The organism is Pseudonocardia sp. TMWB2A, from assembly GCF_017312135.1.
In genome coordinates this window covers 1507466-1529985 of record NZ_QKQY01000001.1, presented here as the reverse complement: position 1 = coordinate 1529985, position 22520 = coordinate 1507466, and the positions used below count along the sequence as shown (strand labels likewise).

Below are 22520 nucleotides of genomic sequence, written 5' to 3'. Positions count from 1 at the left end.
CGCTGCGACTGCACGGCTTATGCTCCGCATCATCATTCCCCCCGAAATCTTATGATTTTACCCGCAATCGGTGCAGGTGCCGCGCACTTCGATGACCGGATGGTCGACCGCAAAGCCGGTCTTGCCCGCTATCGAGCGTACGCTTTGGGTGAGCGTGTCATCGTCGATATGGGTGGCCGACCCGCAATTATCGCAGATGAGGAAGATGCAATCGTGGAGGCATCCGGGATGTTCATTAGCGATGAACGCATTGGCGCTTTCGACGCGGCGGACAAGGTTGGTCGTCACGAACAGGTCGAGGATGCGATAGACGCTGTTGGGCGCAACGCGCTTGCCGCGCTTTTTGGATACGAGATCGGCAATATCATAGGCCGATGACGGCTTGGTGAGTCCGGACAAGGCTTCGAAGACATCGGCGCGCATCGCGGTCCATTGCTCGCCCGCTGCCTGCAAGGTGGTGCGCGCGGCGTCGGCTAAGTCCGCCCCTTCCATATGATGATGGTGGGCATGATTATGCGTATCGGATTTTTGCGTCTGGGCCATGGCTGCAATGTAATCCTTTCGCCGATGCGCGGCAAGGGGCCGCAATACGGGAATAGCGGGCCAGGGCACCGGTTTAGCGTGAGCGGACGCGTGTGCGCCGGTTCATAAAGCCCGTCAATAAAGGGGTGGCGCTTAGCGCAGGCGGCTTGATGCGCGGATATTGAGGTCATGCCCCAAGGCGACAAGCGACACGCCGAACAGCGTATAGACCAGCTCGGCATCGCCATGCGGAATGGTGAGCGCCCCTGCCATTATGCCAAGGCCAAGCCCGCCAAAAGCGGCAGGCTGGAGATAGCCATGCTCGATAATGCCCTTGGCCAACGCGAGCGCGCCGAAAATAATCGCGATGACCAGCCCGCCTTCATGGATGAGCGGGCTGCCGAGCCAACTGCCAGCGGTCGACAACAGGCTGACGATGATCGCGGTCGCGACACAATGGACAAGGCACAGCCCCGAAATCGCCATGCCGAGCCGGTCCAGCCAGCGCGGACGGATGGCCGAATCAAGCGCCCGCACCCGCGCTGTCGCGAGATCGCGCAAGCCCGACCGAAATTCCGGAGCCGTGCGCGCGAGGCTGGCTATTGCCTGATGATCCTGCTGAGTCTGTGCCATTGCGAGCGATGATATGACATATCGCCGTCAAAGATACAATATATCATTTGAAAGAAATGCGGGTTTGATCCGGCCTGTTATTCCGGTCTGTTATTCCGGCCTTCGGTTGCGGTCCATTTCTTCCCGCCTGCTTGTCGACGCGCCGCCCTAAGCCTTGCGTCGCGCGCGCGCGCGGCCTAGGGGCAGGCCCATGTCGCAGACTCAACGCTCCCCCTCGCTCTTGCCGCCCGGCGCGCGGCCTGTCGCCATCGCCAACTGGTTGTGGGTGGTCGCCGCTTTGGTGTTCTTCATCATTGTGGTGGGCGGGATTACGCGGCTCACCGAATCCGGCCTGTCGATTACCGAATGGAAGCCGGTATCGGGCGCGCTGCCGCCTTTGAATGAGGCCGACTGGGCGCACCAGTTTGCGCTCTATAAACAAACCACGCAGTTCCAGACCGTCAACCAGAATATGACGCTCGCGGATTTCAAATTCATCTATTTTTGGGAGTGGGTGCATCGGCTCATCGGGCGCTTGATCGGTGTGGTGTTCGCGGTGCCGCTTATCTGGTTCGCGTGGAAGCGCGCGATTCCCCAAGGTTATATGCCGCGCCTTGTATTCCTGTTGTTCCTTGGCGGATTGCAGGGCCTGATCGGCTGGTGGATGGTGGTGTCCGGCCTCGTCGGACGCACCGAGGTTAGCCATTACCGCTTGGCGGTGCATTTGATGAATGCCTTCCTGATTTTGGCCGTCACGGTGTGGACCGCGCTCGACATGCTGGCGCTTGCCCGCGGCGAAACGCGCGGCAAGGTCAAGCCGACCGGCTTTGGCTGGCTCGCGCTGCTTTTGTTGGCTGTGCAACTGACGTGGGGCGCTTTTGTCGCGGGGATGCGCGCGGGCCACGTATCGGCGGACTGGCCCAAGATGAACCCGGCGGAATGGTATCCGTCCGGCGTCCCTTATATAGAGCCGCTGTGGCGCAATATTGTCGATAATCCGGTGGTGGTGCATTTCTTCCACCGCTGGTTTGCTTGGGGTGTGGCGGTGGTGCTTGTGATGCTCGCGTTGAAAGCGATGAAGCGCGGCGGGCGCAAGGTCGCGATGGGCCTGAAACTCGCACTGGTCGCGCAAATCCTGCTCGGTATCATCACGGTGATGAGCGGGGTCGAACTATGGGTCGCGGTCACGCACCAAGCGGTCGCGGCGATCCTGCTGATGTTTGCGGTGGCGAGCGCCCATGCGGTGGGATTGATGGAATCCTCCCACCGATAGGACGCGTTCCCCCGCGAAGGATGATGAGAGTCACGTGCCTCTCATCATCCTTCGCGGGAGAATAGCGCAGGAAAAAGCAACGGTATCATAATACCCGTTTTAAGTCCCGCACATATCCTTGACTTTTGACTCATTCCCCGTCATTAGCGCGCTCATTCGCGGTGCGTGGCGGGTTTTCGCTATGCCCCGTGTTTTTGTTTCCGGGAGGACCCTTCTCCCGCTCAACAGGAGTTCACGCCCATGAAGGCGCTCATGAAAACGACCAAGTCGGTAAATCCGGCGGACGTCGAAAAGAAATGGGTGATGATCGACGCAGAAGGTCTCGTCGTAGGCCGCGTTGCCACCATCATCGCCAGCATCCTGCGCGGCAAGCACAAGCCGAGCTTTACGCCCCACGTCGATTGCGGTGACAATGTCATCGTCATCAATGCCGACAAGGTCGTATTCACGGGCAAGAAGCTCAACGACAAGGTTTACTACAAGCACACCGGCTATGCTGGTGGCATCAAGGAAACCACGCCTGCGAAGATCCTCGAAGGCCGTTTCCCCGAGCGCGTGCTTGAAAAGGCGGTTGAGCGTATGATCCCGCGCGGTCCGCTGGGTCGTCAGCAGATGAAAAATCTGCGCGTCTATGCCGGCACCGAGCATCCGCACGATGCCCAGAAGGCCGAAATCCTCGACGTCGCTTCGATGAACCGCAAGAACAAGGTGGGTGCATAATGTCCGATCTTACCGATTTGAAAGACCTCACCGAAGGCACCGAAGTTGTTGTTGACGCTCCGGCACAGCCTGCTGCTCCCTTGCGCGCACAGGAACTCGACCAATATGGCCGTGCTTATGCAACCGGCCGTCGTAAGGACGCTGTTGCCCGCGTTTGGGTCAAGCCCGGCACCGGCAAGATCACGGTCAATGGCCGCGATCAGGAAGTCTATTTCGCACGCCCCACGCTGCGTCTCGTCATCAACCAGCCCTTCACCGTCACCGAACGTGAAGGTCAATATGATGTGATCTGCACCGTCAAGGGCGGTGGCCTTTCGGGCCAAGCTGGCGCTGTCAAGCATGGCATCAGCCAGGCGCTCACCAAATATGAACCCGCGCTGCGTTCGGCGGTGAAGCGTGAAGGCTTCCTCACCCGCGACAGCCGTGCGGTTGAACGTAAGAAATATGGCAAGGCGAAAGCCCGCCGCAGCTTCCAATTCTCGAAGCGTTAATTTCTTACCCGTTCATTGCGAACAAAAAGACGGCTCCGGATTTTCCGGGGCCGTTTTTTGTGTGAGGAGCGCACATAAATTCCCCTCCCGCTTGCGGGAGGGGTTAGGGGAGGGGCTGTTGGTCGATTGACCTTTCACGATAAGCCCTCCCCCAGCCCCTCCCGCAAGCGGGAGGGGAGATGGTTGCCCCCAAAAAAAATTCTGCACCCCCGTTGACACTGTTCTATCTTAGTAATACACAGCGACTACACGCGTAATCGCAATGGGAGTGCGGAGGCTATGGTCCGGAAAATAAAAGCAATGCAGAGGCGCAGCTTATGGTTGGCGGGGGCGATGCTATCGCTCGGCGCTATGGCATCCCCCGCCGTCGCACAGCAAGTCGACGAGCGCGGTCGCACCGTTTATGATGCGGCCTATTTCACCGCCTTTGCGCCCTCCAATGCGCTCGATATTGTGAACCGCATCCCCGGCTTTTCGCTCAGCACCGGCAATAGTGATGTGCGCGGTTTCGGAGGGGCGGCGGGCAATCTGGTGATTGACGGGCAGCGGCCCAGCAGCAAATCCGACTCGCTCGAAACCATATTGAGCCGCATCCCCGCCAACCGCGTGCTGCGTGTCGAAGTCGGCGCGGGCGATCTGTTCGGCGCGGAATATTCGGGCAAGCCCCAAGTGGTGAACCTTGTGCTGACGGCCACGGGCGGCCTGTCCGGCACCGCAGAGGTCGAAATCTCGCGCGATTATACCGGCGACATCCATCCCGTTGGGTCGGTGTCGGCGCTGCTGCGGTCGGGTAAATCGACCTTCAACGCGTCCGCTGGCTATCGCGCAAGTGCCTATACCGAAGAAGGCTATGACCGGCTGGTCAGCCTGCCCGAACGCGACCTCATCGAATATCGGCGCAAGATTAACGACATCACCGACGGCCAATATTTCGGCACCTTATCTTGGGCGCATGATGATGGCGCGAACCGCAGCGCGCACCTCAATGGCCGCATCGCGCGCGGGCTATACCGGCTTGGCCAGACCAATGATGTGACGCCCGTTGGCGAGCCCGTGCGCGACGATATTTACCACCAGCGCATCAATGTATGGGATTATGAACTGGGCGGCGACATTACGCGGCCCTTGGCGGGCGGGGGGCTCAAGCTCATCCTGCTTGGCACAAGGCGCGATTGGGACAATTTCGAATATAATCACAACCGCATCGCGTCCCAGCAGATTGGCGGCTATGAACAAAGCGTCATCTACCGCCGCGACGAGGCGGTCGCGCGGCTGGTGTGGAGCCGCAGCAACTGGAACGGCTGGAATGTCGAACTCGGCACCGAAGGCGCGTTCAACCGGCTCGACAGCAAGGTCAAGCTCAACAGCATTGATAGCAATGGCAATCCCGTCCCCATCGACCTTAGCGTCGATGAAGCGGTCGTCACCGAATATCGCGCCGAACCTTTTGTGACGCTGGGGCGCAGCCTCACGTCCAAGCTGCGCATGGATATGGGCCTCACTTACGAAGGCTCGCGGCTCACCGTGACGGGCGATGCCAAGGCGGAACGCAGCCTGTCTTACCTCAAACCCAAGCTTTCGCTGGATTGGCAGGCAGGCCATAAGTGGCGGGTGCAAGCGTCGGCAGCGCGCACCGTGGCGCAGCTTAATTTCAACGATTTTGTCGGGGCCGCAGAGCTTGCCAATGACCGCGTCAATGGCGGCAATCCCGATCTGGTGCCGCAGCGTGTGTGGACGTTCCGCGCGTCGGCGGAGCGCCCGATCTTCACCAATGGCCGCATCTTTGTCGAAGGCGGCTATAAGGCCTTTACGCAGGTGCAGGACCGCGTGCCGCTGGAGGAGGGCGACGGCCCCGGCAATCTTGGCAATGGGCGGCAATTTTTTGCAACCGGCGCGCTCACCTTGCCGCTTGGCCAATGGGGCATAAAGGGCGGGCAGTTGACCGGCAATATTTCATGGGGCGACACAAGGGTGCGCGACCCTTACACCCACCAGCACCGCCATTTTTCGGGCTATTCCTCGCTCGGCGCGGATTTGGGCTTCCGGCAGGATTTGGGCAAATTCGCGTGGGGTGTCGACGCCGAAGTCGGCACTTGGGGAACGAGCTTCTGGCGCTCGGAAGAAGATTCCAACCGCATGAGCGACCCTGAATTTTCCGCCTTTGTCGAATATCGTCCGACCTCCAAAACGACGATCAAATTTACCGGACAGAATTTGTCGGACATCCCTGCGGTGCGCCGCCGCACCTTCTTCACGCCGGACCGTTACAATCTAGTGCCAAACGAAGAAGAATATCGCGTCCGCAATGCCCACATCCAGCTTTTCCTGACCCTCAAACATAATTTTGGTTGAGGGGAAGGAGAAAAAGCTGTTCGCGCATCAGCGTTTCCGCACAAATTCGGCCCGCAATACAAGGCCTTTGATGCCTTCATATTTGCAGTCGATTTCCTGGGGGTCGCCAGTCAAACGGATCGATTTGATGAGCGTGCCGCGCTTCAATGTCTGGCCTGCGCCCTTGACCGTCAAATCCTTGATGAGCGTGACCTGATCGCCATCAGCGAGCAGATTGCCGACCGCATCGCACACCTCGACGCCACTATCCCGGGCCCCGCCTGCGCCCGCTTTGGCACGGGCATCTGCCGCGCTAATCCATTCGCCTGTCTCATCGTCATAGACATAATCTTCGTCACTATCGCTCATAAACAGGTTCCCTTGTGTGCGGCATCGGCTATGCTTTGCACCAACCCATAACGCGGCGCGGCAGGGCTTGCCAGCGCCCGATCGAAAATGAGGAAGAGTTTATGCGGATTGCGCGTCTGACCCTGTGTGTTGCGGCCTTGTCGGGGCTTGCTCTCGCCGGTTGCCAGAACAAGGATGAAGCGCCGCCGCCTGTGCAGACGACCGAAGGCGCGGCTACCCCGGCACCGGTTACAGACCCTGCGGCGCCCGACCAGCCCAAAGCCTATTGGCGTTCGGCGAGCAATGAGGAAGGGGATTCGCTGCGCTATACCGATGCGGCTACCAACAATACCGTGGTGCTGGCCTGCCCGACCGGTTCGGGCAAATTTTATGTCAATGTGACCAACTTCACGCCGGTATCGAGCGAGGACCGCATGAGCATCGGCAATGGCGGCATCGTCACCGCGCTGGTCGCCGACCCCAACCGCGAAACCAATGCGGGCGGCATGACCGGCGTTGCGCCCGTGCCGACCGATTTGAGCAAATTGCTCCCCGGCGAAGCAGGGCTTTCGGTAAGCTATGGCAACCAGAAACTCGGGCCCCTCCCGCCGGTCCCCGCCGAAATGGCCGCGATTTTCGAAGAAGGTTGTTACGACTGACGCGCGCGAAGGATGCCCCGATCCTTCGCAAGCCCGTCCTCACAGCAAATTTTGCTGCTCGGTCAAATCGGGGAGTGTCCAGTCGATCGGCGCTAATCCGTGGCTTTCGAGGAACGCATTGGTCTGGCTAAAATGCTTACAGCCCAAAAAGCCGTTATGGGCCGAGAGCGGGGAAGGGTGCGCGGATTTCAGCACCAGATGCGGCCCGCCTTTGTCGATACTGTCGACGAACGCGGCTTTTTTCTGCGCATAATTGCCCCATAGCAGGAAGACGACCGGTTCCTTGCGCGCATTGATAGCAGCAATAATCGCGTCGGTGAATTTTTCCCACCCGCGCCCTTGATGCGATGCGGCTTTGCCCATTTCGACGGTCAGCACGCTGTTTAACAACAACACGCCTTGCTCCGCCCAATGTTCGAGAAATCCGTGTGCAGGCGGGGTAATACCCAGATCGCTTTTCAATTCCTTATAGATATTGACGAGCGAGGGCGGCGGTTTGACGCCCGGTTGCACCGAAAAGCACAGGCCATGCGCTTGTCCCACGCCGTGATAAGGATCCTGCCCCAAAATCACCACGCGCACCTTGTCCGGCGGGGTGAGGTCGAGCGCGCGAAACCATTCGCTCGCCTTGGGGAAAATGCGGCGGCCTTGGGCGCGTTCATCGACAAGGAATTGGCGCAGCGCCGCCATATAAGGCGCATCAAACTGCGCCTGTAATGCGTCCTTCCAGCCAGCTTCGAGTTTTATCGCGCTCATGGCCCCAAGCGCCTGCACGGAACATTCGCACGGGTCAACCGTTTTCCAGCCACCAACCAAGCCTGCGTCCGACGCCCTTAAAATGTCTGGCGCACGCTAGAGGGAGAGGGACTATGATAACAGCAAATGATCTGCGCGCAGGGATGCGCGTGCTGGATTCCGACGGTGATTTTATCGGCACAATTTTGGGCGTAGCGGGCGATAATGTGCGCTTGCGGCAGGAAGGCGTGGTCGATGGCGAACATGATGTGCCGCTCACCCGTTTCGCGCGCGTGGACGGGGAATCGGCCTATCTGGACGGCGCTTGGTCCACCATATTGACGACTTTGGGTGGCTTGGCGGCGGGCGCTGCGGCGACGGTCGGCGGCGCGGCCCATGCAGCAGAGCGCGGGATCGACCGGATGGGTGACCGTATCCGTGATGGCGTGCATGGCGATCCTGTGCACCGCGATCCTCTGCATCGCGATCCTGTGACGCCCGCAACCTATAATGACCCGGTAGAGCCGGAACGGCGGATGGGTTTTTGGCCGTGGCTGTTGCTTATTGCCGCTGCGATTGCCGCATTCCTCGCGTTCAAGAGTTGCAGCACGGCGGAAGCGCCTGCGCCCATGCCTGCTGACCCCGGCGTTGAGCAGGCGACCCCTGCTACACCCGCAACCCCAGCGACGGGACCAGTTGAAAGCGTGACGCTTGCCGACAATAGCAAGCTCGACATCACGCCGGGAACGATCACTTACAATCTCTATAAATTTGTGACGTCGGGCGATGCGGTGCCGAAAACCTTCACGTTCGATAAGCTGAACTTCGACACCGGTTCCGCCGCGATCCGCGCCGAAGACCAACCGACCATCGACAGTATCGGCGCGATCATGAAAGCCTATCCCAAGGTCAAAGCCTCGGTTGTCGGCTATACCGACGCGACTGGTGACAAGGCCACCAACGAAAAACTTTCTGCGGAACGCTCGGCCAATGTGGTCAAAGCGATTGTCGCCAAGGGCGTGGACGCTGGCCGTCTTGATTCCAAAGCGGGCGGTATCGCCGAAACCAAAGGCGGCGCTGACCAGAATGCCCGCCGCACCGATTTGGTCGTGACCGCCAAATAAGGGCGGCATTATAGCTTCGTCGCTGTTTTGTGGGGGGCGCTTAGGCGTCTCACGCAAAACAGGCTAGCCATCGGCCCGGTCTCACCACCGGGCCGATTTTTTTGGGCGGGTATGGCGCAATCTAAGCCTCTCAATAAGTCATACATTTCGCTTTGCCGTCAGCAGCCGTATCGGCTTTGTCCCGCGCGACTTTGTTCGCATCGCGCGTCGCCCCCGGAATTTCGGCCAAGCGGCAGCCGGGTTTGCCGCCTTTGCCGACGGTTTCGACCATGAGCCAGCTTTGCTTGGGCTGGTCGGGGACGTCGCTTGTCAGGCGGAAGATGATGGCGAAGGGTTGGCCGTCTTTGCCGACGCGCCATTCGACCGTATCACTGGCCGCGTTAAACGGGCCGGGGGTTAAAAATTCGCCCATCGCACCCGCATCCAGATCAGCGCGCAAATCGCCTTCCTTGATATAGAGCGGGGTGCCCGCAAAGCCGGTGCATTTCTGCTCGCGATATTCTGCCTCGTCATCGGCGGCGATGGTTTTGCAGGCGGATCCTTTGATCGAGCTATAGACCGAGCGGATACCCGTGGCCGCATGCGCTTTTGTTTCGGGACCGCTTGCGGGGACAGTTGCTTGGTCGGTTGTAGCGCCGGTCGCAGGTGCGCCACTTTCTCCCGGCCCGGTTGTGCTATTCGCGGTTGGGGCAGAAATGTCCGCAGCCCCCGCATCCGCAGTAGATACCCCCGATCCGGTTCCGCTCCCCGCCTTATCCTGCGGGGCTTCACGCGTATCGCTGCACGCCCCCAGCGCCAGCAAGCTCGCAAGACAAAGGGCGGCGGGGAGGGGCTTGGGGGGCATGGTCATCTCCTGCATTGCCCCTTCTGCGCTGGACCCCGCGCACGAAAAACGGTAAGATTTGCGCGCATCGGCTATAGCCCAAACAAGGAGCCTTGATATGTCTGCCACCAACCGCGCTGCGGGCAAAGCGTTCCGTATTTTGAAAGTCGCCCTGCCGGTCGCCTTGGTCGGGGGGCTGGGCTTTATGACCTTCCGGCCCGCCACCACGACCGCCGCGCTTCAGGCCAATGCCCGCGCGCCGCAATTTGTCACGCAAGGCGCGATTGGCGGCAAAGTCTTCACGCTCGACCTTCGCAAACAACTCGCCAAAGGGCCGGTTGTCCTTTATTTTTTCCCCAAAGCCTTCACCAAAGGCTGCACCTTGGAAACGGCGGCCTTTGCGGAAAATCATGACCGTTTTTCTGCGGCTGGCGCGACCGTTATCGGTATGTCGGCGGACAATATCGCCGATCTCCAGCGTTTTTCGACCGAGGTGTGCCGCTCCAAATTTCCGGTGGCGATTGCCACCTCGCGCATCATGCAGGCTTATGATGTCAAGCTTCCGGCGGTCAATATGACCAACCGCACTAGCTTCGTCATCGCAGCTGACGGGCGCATTGCTTATGTGCATAGCGATATGAATTATGTCGACCATGTCCGCAACACGCTGGCGGCGGTGGAGCGGTTGAAGACGCGTCCGGCGCGGCGGTAAAGCCTATTTATAACCCGCTAGCCCTGAGCTTGTCGAAGGGCGGTTTTAAGGCTGGCGTAATATTGATGGGCGTCCTTCGACAAGCTCAGGACTAACGGGTTCAGGACTAGCGGGCTTATTTGAGAATATTCGAAATGAAAAAAGCCCGCCGGAATATCCTCCCGGCGGGCTTTTTCATTCTTCTAACCCTATGCCTTATTCGGCGCGCGGGGCGGCGGCGCTGGGGTTGGTCGGCATCCCGCCCAACTGCGTCACCAGATCGCGATAGGCGTCGAGATAGGCCAGCACGATGACCTGACCGATTTCGGTATTTTCATAGCTCGACCCGCCGAGCGCGCCCAATGCGCTGCCCCAGCCAAAGCCGCCGCCGCCAAAACCGATGTCGGTCTTGCGGGCATAGCCTTCGGTCAGGCGTTCCTGTTCGGTGGTGCGCGAATTGACCAGTGTCAGCGTGACATTGGCTTCCTTCTTCTTGACGTTGAGGCCGCCCGCAATCGCGCCGATGGTGCGGTTGCCGATGAGGCCGCCGAGCGCGCCGCCAAGGCCGCCGCCGCCCGAATTGCGGTTGCGCGATACAATGTCGGGGACAAGGAAATAGTCCGCCGCGCGCACCTGACGCTTGCCAATGTTCGACCCGCGCTGCAATTCGCCATTGTCGGCAAGCGCGCGTTCGAGGTTGCGGCTTTCAAGCCCGCGTCCGCGATCGACCAACGTGAAACAGCCCGAACGCATGACCATGACCTTGAGCAAGGCTTCGGGCGAGGTCAGCCCATATTCCGACCACCAGCGATAGTCGGGTTCGACAATCGCGATCGAGCCGAGCTTGCGGGTGCAGACCGGAATTTCGGCCGATGCGCGTTCTTGCGCCTTGCGTCCCGAACTTTTGCTTTTGTTGTTTTGAGCCATTGCGGGCGTGGCCGCCATCGTCATGGCGCTCGCCGCAGCCAGCGCGATCAGAATCTTCTTCATCAAAATAACTCCCTTGGGTTCTCCCTGTGGACGATGCGCACATACCCCCGCAGATCCGTGCGAATCTGCGCTAACTCTTAACGGAGACAGGAAATATTGGTAGAGCCAAAAGCGCAGCTGTCCCGCAAGGTGACGATTATCACATAATCGGACGGGAGGTGAGGCGAGAGGAGAGGGAGAGTGCTGAGCACTCCCACATAACTAGACGGGCACCGTTTCCGATGCCCGTCCGTTGCGACCCCGAAGGGTGGGATGACGCCTCTCATTCAAGAGACGTATCTTTTTTTTAGCGACAGCGTGCGCTGCCCCGGTCAATTTCGCGACCGGCAATAGCGCCCACGCCTGCACCGATGATAGTGCCCAGCGTTTTATCACCACGGCCAGCAATCTCGTGGCCTGCAACACCGCCTACAACCCCGCCGACCACCAGACCGGTCGTGCCATTGTCACGCTTACAACGCCAGCGACCGCGATTATCACGCCACAAACGCTCGTTGCTACGCACACGGCGGTCGCGATACCGCTTTTTGTAAAAGTCGCTAGTGGTCGCCGCAGTCATATCCGGCACATAGCTCGGCATCGTTGCGGCTCCGTTCATCGGACTGATTGCCATCATGGCAGCCATAATCATGCTCATTGTTCTTACCCTTTCGCATGGATGTAATCTCGTGATTTGGGGTATGAACGAACATAGATGAACGCTGGTTGCATGAACGCCTGACAACGGCAGAAATACGTGCAATTTGGCGGTGAAGAGTGCAAAAGCGACGATGGGACGAGGCGCGTTTTTTACAGCTTGTGACGCCTCACCCGCCAAGGAGAGAAGCGACAGGGAGCTACAGCGTGCGCCGACTACCCCTCATCCCCCATCTTAAGCGCAGCAATAAACGCCTCTTGCGGGATGCTGACATTGCCATATTCGCGCATCTTGGCCTTGCCTTTTTTCTGCTTTTCCAAGAGCTTTTTCTTGCGGCTGATGTCGCCGCCATAGCATTTGGCGGTCACGTCCTTGCGCATTGCGGCAATGGTTTCGCGGGCGATGACCTTGCCGCCAATGGCCGCCTGGATCGGGATTTTGAACAGGTGGCGCGGGATGAGGTCTTTCAGCCGCTCGCACATACCGCGTCCGCGCGCTTCGGCGGTGCCACGGTGGACGATCATGCTCAGCGCATCGACCGGATCGCCATTGACCATGATGCTCATCTTGACGAGATCGCCGGGGCGGTGGCCGATTTGGTGATAGTCGAACGAGGCATAGCCCCGGCTGATTGACTTCAACCGGTCATAAAAATCGAACACCACTTCGTTGAGCGGCAGCTCATAGACGATCTGCGCGCGGCCACCGACATAGGTGAGCTGTTTCTGGATACCGCGCCGGTCCTGACATAGTTTGAGGATCGAGCCCAGATATTCGTCGGGGCAGTAAATCGTGGCTTCAATCCACGGTTCCTGAATTTCGTCGATGCGGTTGACGTCGGGCATATCCGCCGGATTGTGCAACTCCATCTCGCGCGCATCTTCGGTTTTCGAGCGGCTGAGCTTGAGCTTATAGACCACCGACGGCGCGGTGGTGATAAGGTCGAGATCATATTCGCGCGTCAGGCGCTCCTGAATGATTTCAAGGTGGAGCAGCCCGAGGAAACCACAGCGGAAACCAAAGCCCAGCGCCGCGCTGCTTTCGGTTTCAAACGAAAAGCTCGCGTCATTGAGGCGCAGCTTTGAGATAGACTCACGCAGCTTTTCAAAATCGGCGGCGTCGGTCGGGAACAGGCCGCAGAAGACTACAGGCTGCACTTCCTTAAAGCCCGGCAAAGGCTCTGCGGTCGGGCGCTTGGCATCGGTAATCGTGTCACCGACGCGGGTTTGCGCGACTTCCTTGATTTGCGCGGTGATAAAGCCAACCTCGCCGGGGCCGATCTCGCTCAAAATTTCGATTTTGGGGCGCATACAACCGACGCGGTCGATGAGGTGGGTCGTGCCCGCCTGCATGAATTTGATCTGCTGGCCTTTCTTGATGACGCCATCAATCACACGCACCAAAATGACGACGCCCAGATAAGGGTCATACCATGAATCGACCAGCATCGCCTTTAACGGCGCATTGCGGTCGCCCTTGGGCGGCGGGATTTTGGCGACAATCTGTTCGAGAATATCTTGAATCCCGATGCCCGATTTGGCCGAAGCCAGCACCGCGTCGGACGCATCAAGGCCGATCACTTCCTCGATTTCGGCCTTCACCTTGTCGGGTTCGGCGGCGGGCAGGTCAATCTTGTTAATGACCGGCAGGATTTCATGGTCATGCTCGATCGACTGATAGACGTTCGCAAGCGTTTGCGCTTCAACCCCTTGGGCGGCGTCCACCACGAGCAACGCGCCTTCGCACGCGGCGAGGCTGCGCGATACTTCATAGGCAAAGTCCACATGGCCCGGCGTGTCCATGAGGTTAAGCTCATAGGTGATGCCGTCCTTGGCTTTATAGTCGAGCCGGACGGTCTGCGCCTTGATCGTGATGCCGCGCTCTTTTTCAATGTCCATATTGTCGAGCACTTGCTGCGCGCCGGACATTTCACGGTCGGACAGCCCGCCCGTATATTGGATCAAACGGTCGGCGAGCGTCGATTTGCCATGGTCGATATGGGCGATAATCGAAAAATTGCGGATGAGGCTAAGGTCGGTCATGGATGCTTCATAATGCGATGAAGGCGGACCTTTTGTGGCCCGCCCGATAAAAAGATTCTGCGCCGATAGCAGGGCCAAGCCTTGCTGTCACCGTTGATTCAGAAGGCAAGCCCGTGCGCGCCTTGGCTCAGCGGTCGCGCCGTCCGGCAAGCATCCGGTCAATGACGGCAATGGCTTTGAGTTTGCGCGCTTCGCCGTCGCCCGAAATCACCACATAAGGCACGCCGCGCCGGTCGAGTTCGGCCTTGGATAATGCTTGGAAATGCGCGCGTTCGGCGGCGCTTTTGTGGACGCGCAGGCCATCGTCGATCCACGGCAAATCATCATCCATCAGCAGATAGAGGTCGCCCACATCGGTAAAGGCGTCGAGATCGGGATGGCGCGATGCGAACATCATCATCTGCCAGGCCGCCGTCATCAGCGGGTCGGTGTCGGAGAAAAACAGCGCACAGGCTTGTTTGCGCACTTCGGCGGTCAATTCCATATGGCCGCGCATGATCTTGACCAGATCGTCCGGCATCAAATCGGTGCCATAGGCTTCGCAATAGGTGCGGCCATATTCATGCACAAAGGGCGCGTCATAATGCGCCGCGAGTTGCCGCGCGAGTGTTGATTTTCCGGTGCTTTCCGCGCCGTGCAGGACGATATTCAACGAAATGCCTCGCTCTCCTCTTGGGGCCGCTGCGCACGATGGATTTTCCACCATTGGATAAGCCCGACTATAGCAAGCAGCAGGAACAGACCATAGAGAATAGCGGTCAAATGCAAGGCCTTGGTCCAGTAAAGCCCGACCGCCAGAATGTCGACGATGATCCACAACACCCAATTTTCGACATAGCGGCGCGCGAGCAAGAGTTGCGCGACAACGCTGATCATCGCAATCGCACCATCCCAATAAGGATAATGGGCATCGGTCATCCGCGCCATCATCGTTCCCCAGCCAAGCGTCAGGATAAGGCATCCGCCCAGCACCGCCAACTGGTTGACCTTGTTAAGCTGTAACACGGGGATTTTGTGATCTTCGGCATCGCTCGCGGCGCGCGACCACACCCACCAGCCGTAAATTTGCACGACAAAGAAGAAAAGCTGGAGCAGAGCGTCGCTGTAAAGCTTAGCCCCGTAGAAGATCCACGCATAGCAGCTCACCATCGCTATCCCGAACGGATAGTTCCAGATGCTGCGCCGGATGATGAGGATGATGTTCATCATCCCCAGCACCACAGCAATGGTTTCAAGCGTAGAAAAGATCATGGGTGCTAGGCTGTTACAATCTTTGTCAGGCGCGCGCGATTAAAGATCATCGGCTTTCATCCGGAAAATCGTCTGGTGCGGTTCATAAGCCGCCATGCGGGTGATAAGGCCATCCAATGTATCATCGACAATCATGATATTTTTATGCGCCTCGCGGACAAAACCCACATCAATCATATGCTGGTTGAACGCGACCAGATGGTCATAAAAGCCCGCAACATTCAGAACGCCGACCGGCTTTTCATGATAGCCAAGCTGCGCCCAGCTAATCGCTTCCCACAATTCGTCCATCGTGCCGACGCCGCCCGGAATGGTGATGAAGCCATCCGACAGGTCGGTGAACATCTTCTTACGCTCGTGCATCCCCGGTACGATATGGAGTTCGGTGCAAAGATCGTTGCGCACTTCCTTGGAGCATAAAGCTTCGGGGATAACGCCGATGACTTCGCCGCCCGCATGGATGCACGCATCGGCAACCGCGCCCATAAGCCCAAGCCGTCCGCCGCCATAGACCAGCCCTATGCCACGCTCCGCCAGTGCCCGCCCGACCGCTTGCGCGGTTTCGATATAGACAGGGTCGGCTGGCGATGCCGAACCGCAATAGACGGCGAGGCGTTTCAACTTATGGGGCATAAAGTCTCCGGTTAAGGGGGAAATGATATTCAGCGCGGGGCCGCGCCGGTGCGGTCTTCGACCAGTTGCCAGCAGCTTGCGGTTTTGCGGAAGCTATAGCTTTGCGCGGGGCCAAAGCGGCGGACAAGGCTTTCTTCCGCCTCATCCTCTCCCGTGACCGCAAATGTGCCGCGGCTCCAGTCCACGCGATAATCGCCCTTGGGAAGGGGGACGGCATTATGCGTAATTTTGTCATAACCGGCGCGCTTGCCCGCTTCGAACAGGGCAAAGCTGCTTGCGGTCGCATAGCTATAATCGATCAGCATGATATCATAGCCGGTATAAGCGGCGCGCGGGACCATGCGGGCCTTGCCGTTCTTCACCACCCGGATGGACGGGGCCAGATAAGCCTGCCGTTCAGGCCAGCTTGCGCGGCTGAACCCTTCAAAAAAGCCTGCAAAATCCTTGTCGCGACAAGCGGTTTCCATCATGACTTTGCCGGTGGTGTCAACGGATTGCGCCTTGAGGGGCGCATCGGCCAATATACCGGTCGCCGATAATATCATGGTTACTGTCGCGACGACCATAAGCTTTCCATAGTGCATAAAGGCGGACTCCCGTGCGGCATAGCGTCACGGTTGCCCATAGCCCGACTGCGCGCGTCCAACAAGGTCACCCGCTTCCTCCACCAGACATTTGCACTGGCACAATAACTCTCTATACATAGGCCCATACCCCGGGGAGCCGATGGCTGAGAGGCGGTGCTGTGATGCCCGCGACCCGTTGAACCTGAACCGGTTAAGACCGGCGGAGGGAGGGCGGTTTTTCCTTTAAGCCACGCCAAAGGACCAAAACCGTTATCACTCCGAACTAGCTTTACCTGCCCCGAAAAGTGGGAACCGGTTTTCGGATCAGGCAGGTAAACAACAATATTGGAGTTGATACTGATGGCTGACTTTTCTATTAGTGAAGATCTGATTTCCGACGGAAATCAGGGGCCCGCCCGCACCGAAGGCAAAGCAACGCTCCCCAGCGTCACCACCGGCCCCATTCGCGGATCGAAGAAAGTCTATGTCGAAACCCCGTCAGGTGTGCGCGTCGCGATGCGTGAAATTCATCTGGAACCTTCCAGCGGTGAAGCGCCGGTGCGCGTCTATGATACGTCCGGCCCTTATACCGACCCCAATGTGCATATCGACATCGACAAGGGCCTTGCCGAATTGCGCCGCGACTGGATTGTTGCGCGCGGCGATGTCGAAGAAGTCACCCAGCGCGAAGTGCGCCCCGAAGATAATGGCCAACTCGGCCCGGATCGCAGCGGCGGGGTCAAGCCTTTCCCCAACGTGCGCGAGCGGGTGCTGCGCGCCAAACCCGGCGCGAATGTCAGCCAGATGCACTATGCCCGCCGCGGCATCATCACGCCCGAAATGGAATATGTGGCGGAGCGCGAAAACTTGGGCCGCGCGCGCCTCAAAGAATATGTCCGCGATGGAGAGAGTTTCGGCGCTGCCATCCCTGATTATGTGACGCCCGAATTTGTCCGCGAAGAAGTTGCGCGCGGCCGCGCCATCATCCCGTCGAACATCAACCACCCCGAAAGCGAGCCAATGGCGATTGGCCGCAATTTCCTCGTTAAAATCAACGCCAATATCGGCAATAGCGCGGTCGCATCCGACGTTGCATCGGAAGTCGACAAGATGGTGTGGTCGATCCGCTGGGGCGCGGACACCGTCATGGACCTTTCCACAGGCCGCAATATCCACGACACCCGCGAATGGATTTTGCGCAACTCGCCCGTCCCCATCGGCACCGTGCCGATCTATCAGGCGCTCGAAAAAGTCGGCGGCATTGCCGAGGAACTGACGTGGGAAATCTTCCACGACACGCTCATCGAACAGGCTGAACAGGGCGTCGATTATTTCACCATCCATGCGGGCGTCCGCCTGCCCTATATCCCGCTCACAGCAAAGCGCGTGACCGGCATTGTCTCGCGCGGCGGATCGATCATGGCGAAATGGTGCCTCGCGCATCACAAGGAAAGTTTCTTGTACGAACGCTTTGACGAGATCACCGAGATTATGAAGGCCTATGACGTCGCCTACAGCCTTGGCGATGGCCTGCGCCCCGGCAGCATAGCAGACGCGAATGACGAGGCGCAATTTGCCGAGCTTTATACCTTGGGCGAACTCACCAAGCGCGCGTGGGAACAGGATGTGCAGGTGATGATCGAAGGGCCGGGCCATGTCCCCATGCACAAGATCAAGGAGAATATGGACAAGCAATTGGAGGCGTGCGGCGAAGCCCCCTTCTACACGCTTGGACCGCTTACCACCGACATCGCGCCGGGCTATGACCATATCACCAGCGGCATTGGAGCGGCGATGATCGGTTGGTATGGCACCGCGATGCTGTGCTACGTCACGCCCAAGGAGCATCTGGGCCTGCCCGACCGTGATGATGTGAAGGTCGGCGTGGTGACCTATAAGTTAGCCGCTCACGCCGCCGACCTCGCCAAGGGCCACCCCGCAGCCAAAGTCCGTGACGACGCCCTAAGCCGCGCGCGCTTCGAATTCCGCTGGCGCGACCAGTTTAACCTCAGCCTAGACCCCGACACCGCCGAGCAATATCACGACCAGACGTTACCGGCGGAGGGGGCCAAAAGCGCGCATTTCTGCTCGATGTGCGGCCCCAAATTCTGCAGCATGAAAATCACGCAGGAAGTGCGCGAATTTGCGAAGCTGCAGAATCAGGACGCCGATGCTTTTGTCGCGGCGGATGAGGCGGAAGCGGGCATGGCGGAAATGAGCAAGATCTATGTCGAAACCGGGCGGGAGTTGTATATGGGCGGCGGCGACTGGGAGCGGGATTGACAAACGCAAGAAATAATTGAGCGGTACCAAGCTATATATGCCGTATAGCTTCGATTAAATCTTTTCCGTATTTTGTTTCTAATCGAGAAACAAATTCCGGCTCTACGTCTCGAGCAAATGCGATCAAGCCTTTCAGTTTTTTCTTCTGCTCGTCGTTCATTAAACCTTTCCGATAGTGATCGACCATCGATCTAATTAGCTTTTTTCGTTCTCGTCCAATGGACACTCGATCATCGTTGGTCAGTATCAATCCTGTAACCGACCTACGATATTTTTTCGTTGCTAGGACCCGTTTTTGATCATTCAGCTTTAGTTTGGGGAACGCCAGTTCCTGAAGTATCGTTCTAACGATCTTTTCGACAGGTTGAAGATAACCAGTTCGGTTTGCAGAAAAAGTCAAATCGTCGGCGTATCGCGTGTAAATGACGGTATGCGTCGCGACGAGCTCAGACACAAGCCTGTCAAAATCATACATCAAGAGATTGGATAAGCGTGGTGACGCAGGAGCGCCAATTGCAAGACGCAATATTGAAGATCCGCGTGCCTGATGGAACATGAGGTTGCCAGCTAGAATTCGATCTTCATTGTCTTCAAAAAGATCGTGTTTCACAGAAAAAGCTAGCCAGTCATCAAATCGAAACGACGGAAAAAAATCTTTAAAATCGAGCTTTAGAATCGCACCAGATGGAGAATGCTTATCTGCATTTTTTCTGATAGAAGTACCTTTTTCATATGCAGTTGCTGCGGGATGGATCGGCAGATCAGACAGGTAATGGGCAATCAAGATTTTCTGTAAAATCTTCACTTCCCTTGCGGGTTGAGCGATCGGCCTTTTCCCCCCATTCCGTTTGTCGATTGTGTAATGCTTGTAACGAATCGGGGCAGACTTGGCTATCTGCCGCACATCCTTTTCCAGCATTCCAGAGAGCTCAGACAGCTCAGAGATTAAGCTGCCCATTTTTTCCCTTTCATTTCTGCAATGGCATAAAATCGCTCCGGATCGTTGGCTTGCCAATAATCTAAAATAGCTGCTCGTCGACGCAAAGCGTTTGTCGGTAAATCGCCGCCTTTCTTGACGAGAAACTGGGTTGCTGTCTCCTCCAATTTGGGATTAGGGAAAATCAACCGCCGATCTCCTGTGCGATTCTCCCTCAGCCACGTAACGGATTCCGCGCACAAGATATATCTGGAAAGCTGGTCGTCGTTGATGTCAATTCCAATATGTTGCAATGCGAGTAGCATCTCATCGCGCTGCAAAGCGCCGAGTTCTTGCGCGAAACCGACAAGTGCCTTAATGGCATGACCCTCGCGTAAAATGCTCAGCGTAGTGTGGCGGTCAATTGACGATAATCGTCGAGCGATTCGTTCCTTCAGCAAGGCGCCAAGGGCTTGACGATTTGCATTTGAAACGTTGGTGCCGACAATACCAAGTTGATTTTTGCTATAGGTGACAACCGCTGAGTCGTCATCGTTCAGAAGGGCTTGAAGAGGTCCCAGCCTAATATAAGATTTTTCATCGTTAAAAAACTCGTCTTGAATGACGACTAGCGTTCTTGAAGATATTTCTTCATTTGAAGCAAATGAACCCAGTTCAGAAAAGCTGCCTTCGCTTTCGCAAAATAATAAAATAAGTTCACATATTTGTGCAAGATCATTTTCAAATTTCAGTAAGTCGTCGTACTTTGCACTTTTAATGTAAAACGCGTTTACATCTTCTGCTCTAAAGAGAGTGGAGTCTTTCGGAATGGGGCTGTCAACAATTTTGAAAAACACGTCTCGGAGTGAAAGAGGCGCATCCTCGTGCTTGTTGGACATCTGTCCGCCGCAAAGTAAGATAATTTTAGAAGGAGCGCGGACACGAATGTCGCTCAAATCCAATTGTGCAAGAAATTCGAACAACATCCGTATTTTAGCTTACCTATGCTCCGAAAGAGACCGATGCGGTATCGAGCGGAGCGGCTCCGCCGGAGACGATACCGCATCGGTCTCTTTCGGAGCCACAATTGTGTCCAATCATATGAAGTCCGGACGAAACGCCAGACTAGGCACCCACGGGCACCTTAATCGCGTAAGCTGCCTTGTAAATATAGTATTTGGTGGAATAGTCAAGCGTATGGCGAGATTCCTTTCCATTAAATGGAACAAGCAAGTGAAGTAATTAAGAAATCCCTTGACGGAATACTAACTACCCACTCACCCCAACCTAACCAATGCCGCGTCCAGCGCCTGCAAAAACCTCGTTCTATCCGCCTTGCTAAACGGCGCTGGCCCGCCGCCCACCCCATCCATTCCGGCGCGCAGGTCGGCCATGATGGCGCGGGTGGCGAGGGCGCTGCCTATGGAGGCGGGTGTGAAGGGTTTGCCGTTGTTGCCGATGACGATGGCGCCTGCTTTCAGGCAGCGGTCGGCAAGTATGATGTCGGCGGTGATGACGATGCTGCGCGGGTCCGCAGCCCCAGCGATCCAATCATCGGCGGCGTCGAAACTGTCCGGCACGATATGCCGGGTAATCAACGGATGGTCGGGTAAGCGAAAACGCGCATTGCTGACCAACACCACGGGCACATTGCGGCGAAAGGCAACCTTGTAAATCTCGTCCTTTACGGGACACGCATCGGCATCGACCAATATGCGCGGCGTCGGGGTGCGGGGCGCGGCTGGCGGCGGTTCCATGGGCTTGGGGTCTGGATTATCGGTCATAGCTGCATGGCGCTGTAGCATATATTGCGTAGGCGCGCGCGAGATGACAGCTTTGATGATGATATGGTATATACACCGCACATATAATGAGGGCACGACAGACCTTGCTTTCGCGCCCTTATCTAGCGGGAGAATGCTATGCGAAAGCGCGCAAGCTTTGGGTTCGGTGCGGCATTGGTGATGCTGGCCTTTTCACTATCATCGCCTGCTGAGGCACAAGCATCCGATGCGAAGGCCGCGAAAAGGGCCACGGCTCCGACTTCTCCCTCCACGCCCACACATCCACGCCACGTATCATCGTTGCTCGGAAGCTGGGACGTTGACGTAACGCGTCTGCCTATGCCGCCCGAAGCACGGCCGCAACGGGTGACGATCCGCTATAGTCAGGTCGATGCGGTACGCTGGCAGATGGACGTCGAAATTGTCGATAATAAGGGCAACAAGACGCATGGCGTGTCGGTTTTTCCGCTCGACGGCACACAGGTTGCGGCGGCCGGAAGTCCGGAAGCGGATAAGATCGCGGCGGTTTTGCCACAGCCTAATGTGCTGGTCACCTCGCTTGCCAAAGGCACCGCGCCAGCCTCGACGCGCATCTATGCGGTGGCGGACGATGGCAAGACTATGGTGGAAACCGCTTCTTATTTCGGGGCGGAGGGCAAATCTATTTTGCGGACCAATTATTTCACGCGCTCAAAAACGCCATAAGGGTGGTCTGAGCCGAAACGGCTATACGAAAAGAGGTTCCCATGTTTATCGCAGGCTATTGGTGGCAGATTGAACCGGCCAAGGAAGAGCAATTCCGGGCGGCTTGGCGGCGGGGGACGGAGTTGATCCGTGAGAAATATGGCTCGCTCGGCTCGCGGCTTCATGTCGAGGAGATGTCGCACGGGACGCGGCGCTTTGTGGGTATTGCCGAATGGCCGGACCGCGCGACTTGGCAAAAGGCGTTTGATGCCAAAATGGTCTATGACGAGCCGGAAACGCGCGCGGCTTTTGTCGATGCGATTGCGGGGGCGTCGGAAGGGCCGATATTTTTGCTTGAGGTGACGGACGATTTATTGGACCGCGCGTAGAAGGCGTTGCGCGCGG

Annotated in this window: 25 protein-coding genes and 1 riboswitch; of the genes, 10 read left to right on the top strand and 15 right to left on the bottom strand. The window is 57.6% G+C overall.

Features of this window, described 5'->3' with window-relative positions:
• Positions 1-57: 57 nt before the first annotated feature.
• Both DMP17_RS07125 and DMP17_RS07120 read right to left on the bottom strand, forming a co-directional pair.
• The gene (locus DMP17_RS07125; RefSeq protein ID WP_337828368.1) at positions 58-543 is read right to left on the bottom strand and encodes a Fur family transcriptional regulator; all 486 of its coding nucleotides are present in this window, start codon (positions 541-543) and stop codon (positions 58-60) included.
• Between the two features lie 132 nt (positions 544-675).
• Positions 676-1155 carry a MerC domain-containing protein gene (locus DMP17_RS07120; protein ID WP_337828367.1) on the bottom strand — a complete coding sequence of 160 codons (480 nt, stop codon included), beginning with the start codon at positions 1153-1155 and terminating at the stop codon, positions 676-678.
• A gap of 190 nt (positions 1156-1345) precedes the next feature.
• On the opposite strand from DMP17_RS07120, the gene DMP17_RS07115 reads away from it, so the two are divergent.
• The 4 genes from DMP17_RS07115 (at position 1346) to DMP17_RS07100 (ending at position 5970) form a co-directional block, all read left to right on the top strand.
• On the top strand, positions 1346-2407 hold the full coding sequence (locus DMP17_RS07115) for a COX15/CtaA family protein (RefSeq protein ID WP_337828366.1): 1062 nt from the start codon (positions 1346-1348) through the stop codon (positions 2405-2407).
• 240 nt (positions 2408-2647) lie between these two features.
• Entirely contained in the window at positions 2648-3127 is a 480-nt protein-coding gene (gene rplM / locus DMP17_RS07110) for a 50S ribosomal protein L13 (RefSeq protein ID WP_443217832.1), read from the top strand.
• Positions 3127-3618 (top strand): 30S ribosomal protein S9, encoded by a 492-nt coding sequence (gene rpsI, locus DMP17_RS07105; RefSeq protein ID WP_337828365.1) that lies wholly within the window; start codon positions 3127-3129, stop codon positions 3616-3618. The genes rplM and rpsI overlap by 1 nt, the downstream gene beginning before the upstream one ends.
• Positions 3619-3969: 351 nt before the next feature.
• Positions 3970-5970, top strand: coding sequence for a TonB-dependent receptor domain-containing protein (locus DMP17_RS07100; protein WP_337828364.1), 2001 nt, complete (start codon positions 3970-3972; stop codon positions 5968-5970).
• A 27-nt stretch (positions 5971-5997) separates the two neighbouring features.
• Here the strand turns inward: DMP17_RS07100 and DMP17_RS07095 are convergent, their stop codons facing one another.
• On the bottom strand, positions 5998-6318 hold the full coding sequence (locus DMP17_RS07095) for an alkylphosphonate utilization protein (protein WP_337828363.1): 321 nt from the start codon (positions 6316-6318) through the stop codon (positions 5998-6000).
• Between the two features lie 101 nt (positions 6319-6419).
• On the opposite strand from DMP17_RS07095, the gene DMP17_RS07090 reads away from it, so the two are divergent.
• Positions 6420-6956 (top strand): hypothetical protein, encoded by a 537-nt coding sequence (locus tag DMP17_RS07090; RefSeq protein WP_337828362.1) that lies wholly within the window; start codon positions 6420-6422, stop codon positions 6954-6956.
• Positions 6957-6995: 39 nt separating this feature from the next.
• Here DMP17_RS07090 and ung read toward each other — a convergent pair whose 3' ends face one another.
• Positions 6996-7712 carry a uracil-DNA glycosylase gene (ung, locus tag DMP17_RS07085; protein ID WP_337828361.1) on the bottom strand — a complete coding sequence of 239 codons (717 nt, stop codon included), beginning with the start codon at positions 7710-7712 and terminating at the stop codon, positions 6996-6998.
• A gap of 113 nt (positions 7713-7825) precedes the next feature.
• Here ung and DMP17_RS07080 point away from each other — a divergent pair, with 113 nt between their 5' ends.
• On the top strand, positions 7826-8815 hold the full coding sequence (locus tag DMP17_RS07080) for an OmpA family protein (protein WP_337828360.1): 990 nt from the start codon (positions 7826-7828) through the stop codon (positions 8813-8815).
• A 130-nt stretch (positions 8816-8945) separates the two neighbouring features.
• Here DMP17_RS07080 and DMP17_RS07075 read toward each other — a convergent pair whose 3' ends face one another.
• Positions 8946-9659 carry a hypothetical protein gene (locus DMP17_RS07075; protein WP_337828359.1) on the bottom strand — a complete coding sequence of 238 codons (714 nt, stop codon included), beginning with the start codon at positions 9657-9659 and terminating at the stop codon, positions 8946-8948.
• A gap of 97 nt (positions 9660-9756) precedes the next feature.
• Between DMP17_RS07075 and DMP17_RS07070 the strand changes: the two genes are divergently transcribed.
• Positions 9757-10350 (top strand): peroxiredoxin, encoded by a 594-nt coding sequence (locus DMP17_RS07070; RefSeq protein WP_337828358.1) that lies wholly within the window; start codon positions 9757-9759, stop codon positions 10348-10350.
• A gap of 195 nt (positions 10351-10545) precedes the next feature.
• Here DMP17_RS07070 and DMP17_RS07065 read toward each other — a convergent pair whose 3' ends face one another.
• From DMP17_RS07065 to DMP17_RS07035, 7 genes are all read right to left on the bottom strand, one after another.
• The gene (locus tag DMP17_RS07065) at positions 10546-11319 is read right to left on the bottom strand and encodes a CsgG/HfaB family protein (RefSeq protein WP_337828357.1); all 774 of its coding nucleotides are present in this window, start codon (positions 11317-11319) and stop codon (positions 10546-10548) included.
• A gap of 286 nt (positions 11320-11605) precedes the next feature.
• Positions 11606-11956 (bottom strand): glycine zipper 2TM domain-containing protein, encoded by a 351-nt coding sequence (locus tag DMP17_RS07060; RefSeq protein WP_337828356.1) that lies wholly within the window; start codon positions 11954-11956, stop codon positions 11606-11608.
• A 215-nt stretch (positions 11957-12171) separates the two neighbouring features.
• Positions 12172-13998 (bottom strand): translation elongation factor 4, encoded by a 1827-nt coding sequence (lepA, locus tag DMP17_RS07055; RefSeq protein ID WP_337828355.1) that lies wholly within the window; start codon positions 13996-13998, stop codon positions 12172-12174.
• A 127-nt stretch (positions 13999-14125) separates the two neighbouring features.
• Positions 14126-14650 (bottom strand): AAA family ATPase, encoded by a 525-nt coding sequence (locus DMP17_RS07050; RefSeq protein WP_337828354.1) that lies wholly within the window; start codon positions 14648-14650, stop codon positions 14126-14128.
• Complete coding sequence (gene pnuC / locus DMP17_RS07045) at positions 14647-15249, bottom strand: nicotinamide riboside transporter PnuC (RefSeq protein ID WP_337828353.1); 603 nt, start codon at positions 15247-15249, stop codon at positions 14647-14649. The genes DMP17_RS07050 and pnuC overlap by 4 nt, the downstream gene beginning before the upstream one ends.
• Before the next feature lie 39 nt (positions 15250-15288).
• Entirely contained in the window at positions 15289-15870 is a 582-nt protein-coding gene (locus DMP17_RS07040) for a TIGR00730 family Rossman fold protein (protein ID WP_337828352.1), read from the bottom strand.
• 41 nt (positions 15871-15911) lie between these two features.
• Positions 15912-16403 (bottom strand): hypothetical protein, encoded by a 492-nt coding sequence (locus DMP17_RS07035; RefSeq protein ID WP_337828351.1) that lies wholly within the window; start codon positions 16401-16403, stop codon positions 15912-15914.
• Positions 16404-16588: 185 nt separating this feature from the next.
• Positions 16589-16694: riboswitch (TPP riboswitch) on the top strand.
• Positions 16695-16808: 114 nt separating this feature from the next.
• On the opposite strand from DMP17_RS07035, the gene thiC reads away from it, so the two are divergent.
• Positions 16809-18731, top strand: a complete 1923-nt coding sequence (thiC, locus tag DMP17_RS07030; protein WP_337828350.1) for a phosphomethylpyrimidine synthase ThiC — start codon at positions 16809-16811, stop codon at positions 18729-18731.
• Between the two features lie 31 nt (positions 18732-18762).
• Here thiC and DMP17_RS07025 read toward each other — a convergent pair whose 3' ends face one another.
• The 3 genes from DMP17_RS07025 to DMP17_RS07015 all read right to left on the bottom strand — a co-directional run bounded on the left by DMP17_RS07025 (position 18763) and on the right by DMP17_RS07015 (position 21431).
• Positions 18763-19689: a retron St85 family RNA-directed DNA polymerase gene (locus tag DMP17_RS07025; protein ID WP_337828349.1), complete on the bottom strand. Its 927-nt coding sequence runs from the start codon at positions 19687-19689 to the stop codon at positions 18763-18765.
• Entirely contained in the window at positions 19677-20633 is a 957-nt protein-coding gene (locus tag DMP17_RS07020; protein ID WP_337828348.1) for a retron St85 family effector protein, read from the bottom strand. Before DMP17_RS07020 ends, DMP17_RS07025 begins: the two co-directional genes overlap by 13 nt.
• Positions 20634-20924: 291 nt before the next feature.
• Positions 20925-21431 (bottom strand): YaiI/YqxD family protein, encoded by a 507-nt coding sequence (locus tag DMP17_RS07015; protein ID WP_337828347.1) that lies wholly within the window; start codon positions 21429-21431, stop codon positions 20925-20927.
• A gap of 366 nt (positions 21432-21797) precedes the next feature.
• Between DMP17_RS07015 and DMP17_RS07010 the strand changes: the two genes are divergently transcribed.
• Together DMP17_RS07010 and DMP17_RS07005 are read left to right on the top strand one after the other, a co-directional pair.
• Positions 21798-22136: a hypothetical protein gene (locus tag DMP17_RS07010; RefSeq protein ID WP_337828346.1), complete on the top strand. Its 339-nt coding sequence runs from the start codon at positions 21798-21800 to the stop codon at positions 22134-22136.
• A gap of 41 nt (positions 22137-22177) precedes the next feature.
• Positions 22178-22504 (top strand): hypothetical protein, encoded by a 327-nt coding sequence (locus DMP17_RS07005; RefSeq protein ID WP_337828345.1) that lies wholly within the window; start codon positions 22178-22180, stop codon positions 22502-22504.
• The last annotated feature ends 16 nt before the right edge of the window (positions 22505-22520 follow it).